We start from the raw sequence: 12,078 nt of genomic DNA on the forward strand, positions 1-12,078 counted from the left end.
CGGCGTTTCGGCCACACCACAGGCTGAAACGCCGTCATCCTGCTTTATGGCGACCCGACTTCGTCAAGGTGCCCGCCGGACGCCTCGTCGTCCCCTCGCGAAGGACCGCCACACCCAGAGTGATCACCGCTCGACGAACGGTCAACACCTCCGACCGCCCACAGACCGGATTCGCCCACCTCACCACCGCCGCCCACGATGCGGCCCGGGCAACACCCCCCTGGCGTCCTGCCCGTCCAGCACCGCATGCGCCACCCGCGTCAGATCCTCGGCACTCGGCAGCAATGCCTGCATCTGAGGGGGCAACCCGCCGTATGTGGATACGGCCATGGGCTGGTTCGAGTTGTTGAGTGCGTACTGCACGACGGCCGCGTTCCGCTCCGCGGCGATGAGGATGCCAACGGTCCGCTCATCGTGGTCCGGGTCGCGCACAAGGTCGTCAACCACCGCCACGTAGAAGTCCCGCTCGGAGCGGGTGTCGAGGCTGCCCAGCAGCATCGCGATGTGGCCCCAAGGCAATTGTCCAACAGGCTGTTGGACAATTGGCTCCGGCCACGCTTCGGCGAACTGCCGCATGTAGTGGAGGTTCGCTCGGGAGAACCCCTTCCGGCCGGGGTACTCGGCACGCAGGTCCACCGCGAGCCGGTTGACGACCTTGGCACCCCAGCCCTCGTTCTGCTGCCTGGCAAGGATGATCTTCCCGATGCGCCAGTAGTGGCCGATCAGCTCGGTGTTGACCGCGCGGATGAGGCGTACTTGCGATGTGGCGATCTCCGCCTTGATCTCGCCGAGCATGGCGTCGTAGCTCGGCGGGAGTTCCGCAGGGCAGCTCGTGCCGGGGGCGGGGTTCTTGTCGGGTGTCACTGTTCTCCTCCGGAGATCGCGTACAGGTTGAAGTGCCCCGTGCCCGGCGGCGGGCCCGGGGCGGAGTCGCCGTGTCGGAGGTGGAGGTCGATGTCGATCATGTGGACCAGGACGCTGTTGGACCAGCCGTACTCGAGGGCCCGGAGGGCGTAGAAGTCGCGTTCGGGGCGGGCGTCCAGGGCGTTGATCAGGGTGACGACGTGGCGCCAGGGGAGGCGGGAGACCGGGAGGAGGTCGACGCCGTCCGGCCAGGCGTCGGCGAAGCGGCGCATGGTCCACAGGTTGGGGCCGGAGAGGCCCTTGTGCTGGGGGAACGCGGCGTGGAGGTCCTTGGAGAGGCGTGTGCACAGGCGGGTGCCCACGGCGTCGCGGTAGCGCGGGTGGGCGAGGACGGAGCCGACGCGCCAGTAGTGGCGGATGGTGGCGACGTCCGCCGCCCGGGTCGTGCGCAGTGGCGCGTTCGCCACCTCCGCGTTGATTTCGCCAAGCAGTTCGCCATACGTAGGGGGCGGTTCCGGATCGCTCGGCGCACCGGAATTGCGCGAGTCATGCGTCATGGCGACCAAGCTCGGCCATGTGTTCCCCGTTTGGCGGGCGAACATTCGAAGATCACCCGGACCTCCGCGGTGCGCCCGGGGCGCGCCACCCGCGCGGGCGCGCACGCCCTCCGGACCTGCGGGGCACGCGCCGGCGAGAGGTTTCCGACGGGGCGTCAGATATTTTCGATCTTTCCCCGAGATCGCGGCCGGGCCGCTCGATTTGATCTTGACCCGGTGCTACGTTGATCTGACTGTCCGTCAGGTTTCTGTGGTGACCGGCGCACGTGCACCATCCGTCGGTCCCTGCACGCGCGCCCCCAGGAGCGGCCGTGGACTTCGAACTGACTCCCGATCAGCGCACTTTCGCCGACAAGGTGAAGCGCTTCCTCGACGAAAACGACGATCCCGAGGTGTTCGACGTCACCCGGGAGAACATGGCCCAGATCGTCGACACCCCCGCCCGCCGCGCCTTCATGCGCAAGATCGCCGACCAGGGCTGGCTCGGCATCACCTGGCCCGAGAAATGGGGCGGCCAGGACGGCGACGGAATCTACGAGTACATCCTCAACGAGGCCCTCGCCGGCCGCGGCGGCCCGCAGATCGGCAAGGGCGTCGGCATCATCGGCAAGACGCTGCTCGCCGTCGGCAGCGAGAAGCTCAAGGCCGAGTTCCTGCCCAAGATCCTCAACAACGAGGTCGAGTTCGCGGTCGGCTACAGCGAACCGGAGGCCGGCTCCGACGCCGCCTCCATGAAGCTGCGCGCCACCCGTGACGACGAGCGCGGCGGCTGGGTGCTCAACGGCCAGAAGACCTGGACCACGTCGGCGCACTTCGCCGAGTGGTACTGGGTCGGCGCCCGGACCGACCCCGACGCCCCCAAGCACTACGGCATCACGCTGTTCCTCGTCCCACTCGACCACCCGGACGTCACCGTCCGGGGCATCTGGACGATGGGCGACGAGCGCACCAACGACGTGTTCTTCGACGACGTCTTCGTCCCGGACGACTACGTGGTCGGCGAGCTCAACAAGGGCTTCCAGTACATCTCGCAGGCGCTCGACCTCGAGCGCTTCACGATGTTCTCGTTCGCCCCCATCGAGCAGCGCCTCAACCTGCTGACCGACTACGTGAAGACCGCGACGCGCGACGACGAGCCGCTCGCCGCCGACCCTGTGGTCCGCCAGAAGATGGCCACGCTGGCCACCGAGGCCGAGGTCGCCCGGCTGCTCGGGCTGCGCGTCGTCGCGGCCGCCGAGAAGGGCGGCGCGCCGCCCACCACCGAGGCGTCCGAGTACAAGCTGTACGCGACCGAGTTGTCCAAGCGGCTGGCCAACGCCTCCATGGACCTCGGCGGCGCCGGCACCCAGCTCAAGGTCGGCACCGACGAGGCGCCGATGAAGGGCCGTGCCGAGTCGACGTACCGCTACACCGTGCTCGACACGATCGGCGGCGGCACCTCCGAGGTGCAGAAGAACATCATCTCCCGGCGCAAACTCGGCCTCCCGAAGAACTTCTGACGGGCCGTCGAGGAAACCGAGAGAAGAACCCCGACGATGGGCACTGAGCTCCTCGAAGGCGTCACCGTGCTGGATCTGGCGAGCGTGGGCCCCGCGGCCCGCGCCTCGCGCTGGCTCGCCGACTACGGCGCGGACGTGGTGAAGGTCGGCCCCGTCCCCGCCAAGAGCGGCGTGCAGATCGCTCCTCCCTTCTTCTCGTACAGCGCACACCGCCGCATGAAGCGGGTCCTGCTCGACATCAAGGCGCCGGAAGGCCGCGACGCGTTCCTCGCGCTCGCCGCCGAGGCCGACGTCGTGATCGAGAGCTTCCGGCCCGGCGTGGTGGACCGGCTCGGCATCGGGTACGCGGCGGTCTCCGCCGCCAACCCGGGCATCGTGTACTGCTCGACGTCCGGGTTCGGCCAGTCCGGCCCGAAGTCGCAGCAGGCCGGGCACGACCTGAACTACCTGGCCAGCGGCGGGTTCCTGCACCTGACCGGGGCCGGCCCGGACGGCGGGCCGCCGATCCCGGGCGCGACCGTCGCGGACAGCGCCGGCGGCGGCATGCACGCCGTCATCGCGATCCTCGCGGCGCTGCACCACCGCGCCGCGTCCGGCGACGGCCTCGGCCGCCACCTGGACGTGTCGGTCGCGGACGGCGTCCTGGCGCTGATGGCGCTGTCCGTCGACGAGTTCCTGGCCACCGGCCAGGACGTCGAGGTCGGCTCCAACCTGCTGCTCGGCCGCTACGCCTGCTACGACACGTACCAGGCGGGCGACGGCAAGTGGCTCGCCGTCGCGGCCATCGAACCGCGGTTCTGGGCCAACCTGTGCGGCCTGCTCGGCCTCGACAAGTGGACCCGGCACCAGAACGACGACGCGGTGCAGGACGACATACGCCGCGACATGGCCGAGGTGTTCCGCACCAAGGACCGCGACACGTGGGTCGCCGAGCTCGCGCCGGCCGACACCTGCGTGTCCGGCGTGCTGTCGGTGCCCGAGCTGGTCGAGGACGAACAGTTCGCCGCACGCGGCGCGTTCGTCACCGCGAAGCACCCCGCGCACGGCACCTTCCGGCAGATCGGCCCGGTGCTGGCGGGCATGGTTCCGGCCGACGAGCCGTACGTGTGCCGGGAGTCCGACGCGACCGACACCGACGAGCTGCTGGCCCGCGCCGGTCTCGCGGCCGACCGGATCAGCGCACTACGCGATCAAGGAGTGGTGGCGTGACAGAGCCGACCCCGCTGGACGACACCCTCCCCGAGGACGTCGCCGCGCTCATCGGGCAGTACCAGTACGAGAAGACCGGCGACTTCCCGGTCGAACAGGGCTACGTGTGGACCAGCTGCGCGTCGGTCTTCAACGGCAACCCGGTCTACTGGGACGCCAAAGTCGCCGAAGAGGTGACCGGCGGGCCGATCTCGCCGCCGAGCCTGCTGTCCGCGTACGCCCGCCCGCACTACTGGGCGCCCGGCGCGGAGGGCGAACAGCTTTCCCTCCAGGTGCACTTCGACCTCAAGAAGCGCTTCGGCCTGCCCGAGGCGATCATGACCGACAACACCAACGTGTTCTACGAGCCGGTGCGGATGGGCGACCTGATCCGCTCGCGCCAGGTGCTCAAGTCGGTCAGCGGCGAGAAGCGCACCAAGCTCGGCATCGGCCGGTTCTGGGTGATCGACGTGGAGTACCACAACCAGAACGGCGAGCTGCTGGGCACCGAGTCGTACACCGGCTATGGCTACCGCAGGGAGGCGTCGGCATGACGACCACCGCATCGGCGCTGACGCTCGACCAGGTGAAGGTCGGCGACACGCTGCCCGAACTGGCCCACGACGTCACCGCGACGACCGTCATCCTCGGCGCGCTCGCGTCGCGCGACTGGCGGCCCATGCACCACGACTCCAAGTTCGCCGTGGAACGCCAGGGCGTGCAGGACATCTTCCTCAACACCCCCAACCAGGGCGCCTGGTTCGAGCGGTACCTCACCGACTGGACCGGCCCCAAGGGCCGCATCGGCCGCGTCGTGTTCCGCATGACGTCGCCGGTGTTCCCCGGCGACCGCATGGTCTACAACGCGACCGTCAAGGACGTCTCCACCGACGGGTCCGGCTGCGGCTGGGTCACCCTCGACGTGTCCCTGACGGTGGACGGCAAGCCCAAGACCACGTGCGAGGCCCGGGTCGCCGTCCCGGTGTCCGACGACGACAACCCGTGGGACCGGCGCGGCGAGCGCTGGACCCCGTGACGCGGAAGGAGCTTCGATGGACCTCGAATTCAGCGACGAGCAGGAAGTCCTCCGCGAGACCGTGCGCGGCCTCGCCGCACGGCACGCCGACCTCGGCGTCGTGCGCGCGATGGAGGACGACGAGAAGGGCTACCCGGCCGACTTCTGGGCCAAGCTCGGCGAGAGCGGCCTGACCGGGCTCACCATCCCGGAGAAGTGGGGCGGCTCGGAGATGTCGTTCCTGGACGCGGTCGTCGTCTACGACGAACTCGGCCGCGCCCTGTCCCCGTCCCCGCACTTCGTCAGCTCGGTCGTCGCGGGCGGCGTGCTGACGGCCGCGGGCAGCGACGAGCAGCGCCAGGAGTGGCTGCCCAAGATCGCCTCCGGCGAGGCCGTGGTGACCACCGGGTGGCTCGAGCCCGACCGTGGCTTCGGGCCCAAGGGCGTCGCGCTGGCCGCCACGCCGGACGGCGACGGGTGGCTGCTCACCGGCACCAAGCGGCATGTGCCGTACGCCGATTCGGCCGACCGCGTGCTGGTGCTCGCGCGCACCGGCGGCGAGCCGACCGACGTCACGCTGTTCCTGGTCGACCCGGCCGCGGACGGCGTCACGCTCACCGCGCAGCGCACGGTCGCGTCCGACGTGCAGCACCGCCTCGACCTGGCCGGCGTCCGCGTCGGCCCGGACGACGTCGTGGGCACCGTCGGCGGCGGCTGGCCGGTGTGGTCGGACGTCCTGCACGACGGCGTCATCCTGCTGGCCGCCCAGGCCGTCGGCGGCGCCCGGCGGGTGCTGGAGATCACCGTCGAGTACGCCAAGACCCGCAAGCAGTTCGACAAGCCGCTGGGCGCCTTCCAGGCGATCGCCCACGACCTGTCGGACGCGGTCACCGCCGTCGACGGCGCCGAGACCCTCGTGTGGGAGGCGGCGTGGGCGCGCGACACAGGGCGCGGCGTCGAGAAGCTCGCGCCGATGGCCAAGCTGTTCGCGTGCAAGACCTACCGTGAGGTCAGCGACCTCGCGGTGCACGTGCACGGCGGCATGGGCTTCACCGTCGAGTGCGACGTCCAGCTGTTCTTCCGGCGCGCCAAGTCCCTTCAGCTGAACTGGTGGGACGACCGCTACCTGGAGGAACTCGTGGCGGCGCAGCTCCTGGACGCCTGACGACACTCCTCTCATGGTGGCCGCGCACCGGATTCGGTGCGCGGCCACCGCGCTGTTTCACGGGCCTTCGCGTGACGGAAGGCGGATCACCCGCGGGCGGGCCTCACCCCTCGCGGACCGGGGTCTCCCCTCGCGCGCGCTGCACCGCTTCGTCGTCGAGGACGAACGCCGGCCGCAACTCCGCCTCGTCGTAGGCGTCGTAGTAGCGGTGGTACACCGGCGTCAGCCCGCCCGACACCGGCGGAACGATCCAGCTCCAGTCCGCGGGGCACCCCCGGCCCGCGTCCTCCTCACGGCCGAGGTGGCGCAGGAACCGCTCGGACTCCGTGTGGTGGTCGGTGATCGCCGCGCCGGCGGTGTCGAACGAGTGCAGGACCGCACGGTTCAGCTCGACCAGTGCGCGGTCGCGCCACAGCGTGCGTTCGCTGGAGGTGTCCAGGCCCAGCAGCCGCGCGAGGTCCGGCAGGACGTCGTACCGGTCGGCGTCGACGAGGTTCCGGGCGCCGATCTCCGTCTGCATGTACCAGCCGTTGAACGGCGCCGCGCCGTACGTGACTCCGCCGATCTCCAGGCGCATGTTCGCGATCGCGGGCACCGCGTGCCAGCGCAGGTCAAGTTCGGCGACCTGCGGGTACTCGGGGTGGGTGATGGGCACTTCGTGCACCGCGTTGCGCGGCAGCGGGAACCACCGCACGCCGTCCCGCTCGTGCTCCACGATCAGCGGCAGGACGTCGAACCGGCCGCCGGGACCGCGCCAGCCCAGGCTGCGGGCGTACGTGGTGATGCCGCTGGTGCGGCCGTCGCCGACGCGCGTGCCGTCCGGCATGACGTACCCGGCGTACCGGACGAGCTGTTCGTTCCAGATCCGCGGCCCGGCCTGGTCCGGGGTGTCCGGCGCGAAGACGGTGATGGTCGGGCGTATGCGGCCGCCGCGCCAGGTGGAGCGGAGGTGCTCGACGCACTCGGCGGCGACGTCCCCGACCCGGAACATGCCGCGCCGGTCGCGTATGTGCAGGCTGTTCCAGTAGAGGCGGCCTATGCAGCGCGCCGAGTTGCGCCAGGCGACCCGTGCGCCCCACGTCAGTTCGTCGAGGGTGTGGGTGTACGTGCCGGACCTGTCGATCTGTGTGCGCACCTCGCGCCAGCGCGCCTCGAACGCCTCCTCGCCCCGGCCCGCGGCGGCCGTCTCGCGGTGGAAGCCGGCGAGGAACTCACGGGCCTCGTCGGGGTCGGCGACGCCGCGCTTCGCGGCGGGAGCGGGGGCCGGCGACGGGATGGCGGTCGCGGCGGCGTGGTCGGTGTCGGTGCTCACGGTCGTCCTCAGCGGGGCCAGGTCTCGGGCGGGGCAACCCGTAGGGCGGGCGGGGTCAGTACGCATTGGCGCGCTCACGGGAGTCGCGGCCGCGCGGTGCCTCGGCGGCCGCGGACGGCGGCACCCCGAACCCGAGGGTCACCGGGTCGTGGTGGATCTGCTCGGCGGGCAGGCCGAGCCTCCGCAGCACCCGGGAGCTCTCCAGCACCATTTCGGGCGGACCGCTCAGGTACGCGTCGCAGCCGTAGAACGGCCCGTACTCGGCCAGTACGTCGGCGATGGCGCCGCTGATGCCGGCCAGCGCCACGTCGTCGACGGCGGGGCGGACCTTCAGCCACGACACGCGCTGCGCGAGTCGCAGCAGGTCGTCGAGGCCGTACAGCCCGCTGTGCGTGCTCGCGCCGTAGAACACGTCGACGAAGCGGTCGGACCCGACGTAGGCGATCTCCTCGACGATCGCCCTCAGCGGTGCGAGGCCCGTGCCGCCGGCCACACACAGGACCGGGTGGACCTGGCGGTGGTCGACGACCATCTCGCCCTGCGCGGGCCCGAGTTTGACGCGGTCGCCGACACGGGCCTTGCGCACAAGGGCGTTGCTCACCCAGCCGGCCGGGACGGCGCGGACGTGGAACGTCAACAGGCCGTTCCCGTCAGGTGCGTTGGCGATCGAGTAGGCCCGCCAGACGCGTGGCCACCAGGGCGTCTCGACGGTCGCGTACTGGCCGGCCCGGTAGGGGTAGTGCGCGTCGGGCCGTACGGTCACCACCGCGATGTCGTCGGCGGGGCGCTCGTGCGCCACGATCTCGCCCGCCCAGTGCGCGGGGTTGACGGCGGCGTCCAGGTCGGCGGCCCCGGTCATGAGCCCGGCGGCCGCGGTGTAGGCACGGCCCCAGGCGTCGGCGACGGCCTGGTTCCAGGTGTCGCCCGAGTAGCGGGCGAGCGCCGCGACCAGGCACTCGCCGACGAGGGTGTAGTGCTCGGCGAGCACGTCGAACTTGCGGTGGTCGCGTCCGAGTCGGCCGAGGTATCCGGAGAGCGCCTCGGCGTTCTCCAGGTCCCCGACGATACGGACGAGCGCTTGGACGAGGCGGTCGCGTTGGGTGTCCATCGCGGGCGGGAAGAGCTCGCGCAGGCTCGGTTCCCGGAGGAACAGCAGCGCGTAGAAGTGTGATGTCAGCTCGCCCGCCCGCGGGGCGACCACCTCCAGGTTGGCACGTATGAGTTCGGCGTCGTTCTCAGACAATTTCGCCCCATTGCTCCACCCCCAACGGCAAGCGGCGATGCGCATCGGCAGCCCGCCACGAGGTCGTCGCTTTGGGCTACTGATCAACCACCCTCCATGTGTTCGGCGGGGCGGCGCAAGTCTCGGGACCGGTTCTTCACGGCGTGCGGGGGAAGTCGGCTAAGTCGCGGATCTCCGGGTTACGCGCGTCATGACAAATCCATACGTATGCGTATGTTACGCCGAACGGGTGGGGGTCAGACCGCCTCGGCGGTCGGGCCCGGGCGGGTGGCCAGCGTGCTGCCGAGCTGGCGGACCAGCGACCCCACCGCGACGAAGAGCACCAGCAGCAGGAAGACCGCCCCGGTCACCCGTCCGTAGCCGCCGTTGCCCACGGCCGGGTCGAGGAACGGGTACGGGTAGTCGCCCGTCGCCGCCCCGCGGATCAGGGCGTACGCCGTGTAGGCGAGCGGGAACACCAGCCAGCCCGCGGCGTCCTGGTAGCTCACGGGGCGGCTCGGCGGGGTCAGGAGCCAGTCCGCCGCGAGGACGAGCGGGAGGACGCCGTCCATCACCGTGGTGGCCCAGGGCACGGCCAGTGTGCTCGGCTGGGTGACCGGCAGGAGGCCGAAGACGATGCCGGGGACCGCCAGGTAAAGGACGACCGCCCCGCGCACGTTGTCCAGGAGCCGGCTGGGCGCCCCGTCGGGCGGCTCCCGCAGGCCCTGCACGCCGAGGTACAGCAGCAGGGCGCACGACGCGGCCGCCGCGAGGACGGTGAAGTCACTGACGAAAGCGCCGGCCGTGGGTGCCTCCACGGCGGCGGCGCCGAGGGCGGCGGCCGCGAGCAGGCCGAAGACGACACGCAGCACGTTGACCCACATGCGTCCGGTCATGCCAGCACTTCCTCAGGGCCCGTCGGGTGTCGTCCCCACCACGATGCCCGTCGGCGGGCGAGTCGGCGACACGGGCGGCCGCGGCGCCCGGCCCGAACCGTCCCCGGACACGGCTGTGCGCGGGGCCGGCCGGAGCCGGTCCCGCGCACAGTCCGCAGTGGTACCGCGGCCGCGTCACCTACAGCGTCGCCGCCAGTGCTTCCTCGTTCTCCTCGGCGCCGCCGAACTGGGTGGCGTGCACCCAGGCGCGCTTGAGGTACAGGTGGACGTCGACCTCCCAGGTGAAGCCCATGCCGCCGTGCACCTGGGTGGCGTCCTTGCCGTTGCGGGTGGCCGCGTCGTCCGCCATCAGCTTGGCGGCGGGGACGGCCACGGCGAGGTCGCCGACGACCGGGTCGTCCAGCGTGACCGCCGCGGAGTACACGGCCGCACGCGCGATCTCGGTGCGCACCAGCATCTCGGCGCACAGGTGCTTGACCGCCTGGAAGCCGCCGATGACGCGCCCGAACTGCTCGCGCTCCTTGGCGTACTGGGTCGCCAGCTCGGTCAGCCGGCCCGCGATGCCGAGCTGCACCGCCGCGGTCAGCACGGCGCCCTCGCGGCGGAAGCGGGCGGCGGTGTCGGCGTCGCCGACGCGGGTGCCCTCCGGCAGCGCCTCGACGTGGTGCAGCGGTGTGAACGGGTCGACGGGGTTCTTGACCGCCGTGCCGGACACGGACGACGGCGCAACCCGGCGGATGCCGTCCTCGTCCAGGACGAGCAGGACGTCGAGGACGTCGAGGTGCTCGACCAGGATCGGGCTGTCCTCCGCGTCCACGACGCCGACGATCAGCTCACCGGACGCGGCCCCCGCGCCCAGGTCGCCGCCGAGCGACGCGGCCAGGTGCGTGGCCACCAGGGGCCCGGGCAGCAGCACGCGCCCGGCCTCCTCGTACACCAGCACCGCCTCGGCGCTGCCGAGCCCCACGCCGCCCTCGGCCTCGGGTACGCGCAGGCTGAAGAAGCCCGTCTCGGCGAGCTCGGTCCACAGCGCGCGGTCGACCATGCCGGGCACGCGGTTCTTGTCGACCAGGTCGCGCATGCGGTCGCGGTCGAACCGGCCCTCGCAGAACTCGCGGACGCCGGTGGCCAGGTCGCGCTGGTCTTCACTGAGCTGAAAGTCCATCAGCGTTCCTTCGGCAGGCCGAGGATGCGCTCCCCGACGATGTTGCGCTGGATCTGCGAGGTGCCCGCGGCGATCGTGTACGACAGCGACGAGAGCCGCTCGTCCATGAGGTGGCCGCTGGGCAGGCCCGCGACGTCCTCGACGCACAGCGCGGCGCGGTCGAGCAGCCGGTGCGCGAGGTCGTAGACCTTCTGCTTGGTCTCGGAGAACCGCAGCTTGAACACGGACCCGCCGATGCCCGGCACGCCGGAGCGCGAGGCCTCGGAGACGTTCCACTTGGTGAGCGCCCACAGCGCCTCGAACTCGGCGGTGAGGTGCCCGAGTTCGCGGCGCAGCGCGACGTCGTCCCACGCGGTGGCCTGGCGCCGGGTGACCTTCTTGGCCAGTTCCGCCAGGTCGTGCAGCAGCTTCTGGCACGCGACGACCTCGCTGACGAACGCGGTGCCGCGCTCGAAGGACAGCGTGACCATGGTGACGCGCCAGCCGTCGTTCTCCTCGCCGACCCGGTTGCCGACCGGGACACGCACGTCGTCGAAGAACACCTCGGCGAACTCGGAGGTCCCCATCACGGTCTCGAGCGGCCGGATGGTGATGCCGGGGGTGTCCATCGGGACGATCAGCCAGGTGATGCCCTTGTGCTTGGGCGCGTCCGGGTCGGTGCGCACGAGCATCTCGCAGTAGTCCGCGACCTCGGCGTGCGACGTCCAGATCTTCGACCCGTTGATGACGTACTCGTCGCCGTCACGCACCGCGCGGCAGCGCAGCGACGCCAGGTCGGAACCGGCGCCCGGCTCGGAGAAGCCCTGGCACCACACGTCCTCGCCGGACAGGATGCCCGGCAGGTACTTGCGGCGCTGCTCGTCGCTGCCCGCGGCGTTGATCGTCGGGCCGGCGTGCAGCAGACCGACGAAGTTGGCGCCGACGTACGGCGCGCCCGCGCGCTCGCTCTCCTCGAGGTAGATCAGGTGCTCGGTCGGGGTGGCGCCCTTGCCGCCCGCCTCGACCGGCCAGTGCAGGCCCGCGTAGCCGGCGTCGAAGAGCATGCGCTGCCACGTGGTGTCGTACGCGCGGCGGCCCGGCCAGTCGTTGCGGTCCGGCTTCGGCGGCAGCTTGGGCAGCGCCTCGTCGAGCCAGGCGCGCAGTTCGGCGCGGAAGCGCTCTTCCGCCTCGGTGTACCTGAGGTCCATGTCTGCCA

At 71.2% G+C, this 12,078-nt stretch carries 12 protein-coding genes; 5 read left to right on the plus strand and 7 right to left on the minus strand.

Features of this window, described 5'->3' with window-relative positions:
* Positions 1–180 precede the first annotated feature (180 nt).
* Positions 181–864, minus strand: coding sequence for a PDDEXK nuclease domain-containing protein (locus tag QI554_RS29730; RefSeq protein WP_281474162.1), 684 nt, complete (start codon positions 862–864; stop codon positions 181–183).
* Complete coding sequence (locus tag QI554_RS29735) at positions 861–1,466, minus strand: DUF1016 N-terminal domain-containing protein (protein WP_343230823.1); 606 nt, start codon at positions 1,464–1,466, stop codon at positions 861–863. Before QI554_RS29735 ends, QI554_RS29730 begins: the two co-directional genes overlap by 4 nt.
* 266 nt (positions 1,467–1,732) lie before the next feature.
* Here QI554_RS29735 and QI554_RS29740 point away from each other — a divergent pair, with 266 nt between their 5' ends.
* The 5 genes from QI554_RS29740 to QI554_RS29760 are packed head-to-tail and all read left to right on the plus strand — an operon-like array spanning position 1,733 to position 6,288.
* Positions 1,733–2,920 (plus strand): acyl-CoA dehydrogenase family protein, encoded by a 1,188-nt coding sequence (locus QI554_RS29740; RefSeq protein WP_281474165.1) that lies wholly within the window; start codon positions 1,733–1,735, stop codon positions 2,918–2,920.
* Positions 2,921–2,956: 36 nt separating this feature from the next.
* The gene (locus tag QI554_RS29745) at positions 2,957–4,129 is read left to right on the plus strand and encodes a CaiB/BaiF CoA transferase family protein (protein ID WP_281474166.1); all 1,173 of its coding nucleotides are present in this window, start codon (positions 2,957–2,959) and stop codon (positions 4,127–4,129) included.
* Positions 4,126–4,662, plus strand: a complete 537-nt coding sequence (locus QI554_RS29750; RefSeq protein ID WP_281474168.1) for an FAS1-like dehydratase domain-containing protein — start codon at positions 4,126–4,128, stop codon at positions 4,660–4,662. Before QI554_RS29745 ends, QI554_RS29750 begins: the two co-directional genes overlap by 4 nt.
* Positions 4,659–5,144 (plus strand): hotdog family protein, encoded by a 486-nt coding sequence (locus tag QI554_RS29755; RefSeq protein WP_281474170.1) that lies wholly within the window; start codon positions 4,659–4,661, stop codon positions 5,142–5,144. The genes QI554_RS29750 and QI554_RS29755 overlap by 4 nt, the downstream gene beginning before the upstream one ends.
* 16 nt (positions 5,145–5,160) lie before the next feature.
* A complete protein-coding gene (locus tag QI554_RS29760; RefSeq protein WP_281474172.1) occupies positions 5,161–6,288 on the plus strand; it encodes an acyl-CoA dehydrogenase family protein in 1,128 nt (375 codons plus the stop codon).
* Positions 6,289–6,391: 103 nt separating this feature from the next.
* Here QI554_RS29760 and QI554_RS29765 read toward each other — a convergent pair whose 3' ends face one another.
* From QI554_RS29765 to QI554_RS29785, 5 genes are all read right to left on the minus strand, one after another.
* The gene (locus QI554_RS29765; protein ID WP_425528076.1) at positions 6,392–7,600 is read right to left on the minus strand and encodes a nitric oxide synthase oxygenase; all 1,209 of its coding nucleotides are present in this window, start codon (positions 7,598–7,600) and stop codon (positions 6,392–6,394) included.
* Between the two features lie 55 nt (positions 7,601–7,655).
* On the minus strand, positions 7,656–8,843 hold the full coding sequence (locus tag QI554_RS29770; RefSeq protein ID WP_281474173.1) for a globin domain-containing protein: 1,188 nt from the start codon (positions 8,841–8,843) through the stop codon (positions 7,656–7,658).
* A 236-nt stretch (positions 8,844–9,079) separates the two neighbouring features.
* Positions 9,080–9,718 (minus strand): Pr6Pr family membrane protein, encoded by a 639-nt coding sequence (locus tag QI554_RS29775; protein WP_281474175.1) that lies wholly within the window; start codon positions 9,716–9,718, stop codon positions 9,080–9,082.
* Between the two features lie 178 nt (positions 9,719–9,896).
* Positions 9,897–10,883, minus strand: coding sequence for an acyl-CoA dehydrogenase family protein (locus QI554_RS29780; protein WP_281474176.1), 987 nt, complete (start codon positions 10,881–10,883; stop codon positions 9,897–9,899).
* A complete protein-coding gene (locus QI554_RS29785; RefSeq protein WP_281474178.1) occupies positions 10,883–12,070 on the minus strand; it encodes an acyl-CoA dehydrogenase in 1,188 nt (395 codons plus the stop codon). The genes QI554_RS29780 and QI554_RS29785 overlap by 1 nt, the downstream gene beginning before the upstream one ends.
* Positions 12,071–12,078: the final 8 nt, after the last annotated feature.

It is taken from the genome of Yinghuangia seranimata, from assembly GCF_029953285.1.
In the GTDB taxonomy this organism is placed as follows: Bacteria; Actinomycetota; Actinomycetes; order Streptomycetales; family Streptomycetaceae; genus Yinghuangia; species Yinghuangia seranimata.

Bases quoted from the DNA above. Each gene is read 5' to 3' on its own strand.
- QI554_RS29785 (WP_281474178.1), bottom strand. From the start codon at position 12,070: ATGGACCTCAGGTACACCGAGGCGGAAGAGCGCTTCCGCGCCGAACTG.
- QI554_RS29760 (WP_281474172.1), top strand. From the start codon at position 5,161: ATGGACCTCGAATTCAGCGACGAGCAGGAAGTCCTCCGCGAGACCGTG.
- QI554_RS29755 (WP_281474170.1), top strand. From the start codon at position 4,659: ATGACGACCACCGCATCGGCGCTGACGCTCGACCAGGTGAAGGTCGGC.
- QI554_RS29775 (WP_281474175.1), bottom strand. From the start codon at position 9,718: ATGACCGGACGCATGTGGGTCAACGTGCTGCGTGTCGTCTTCGGCCTG.
- QI554_RS29745 (WP_281474166.1), top strand. From the start codon at position 2,957: ATGGGCACTGAGCTCCTCGAAGGCGTCACCGTGCTGGATCTGGCGAGC.
- QI554_RS29780 (WP_281474176.1), bottom strand. From the start codon at position 10,883: ATGGACTTTCAGCTCAGTGAAGACCAGCGCGACCTGGCCACCGGCGTC.
- QI554_RS29735 (WP_343230823.1), bottom strand. From the start codon at position 1,466: ATGTTCGCCCGCCAAACGGGGAACACATGGCCGAGCTTGGTCGCCATG.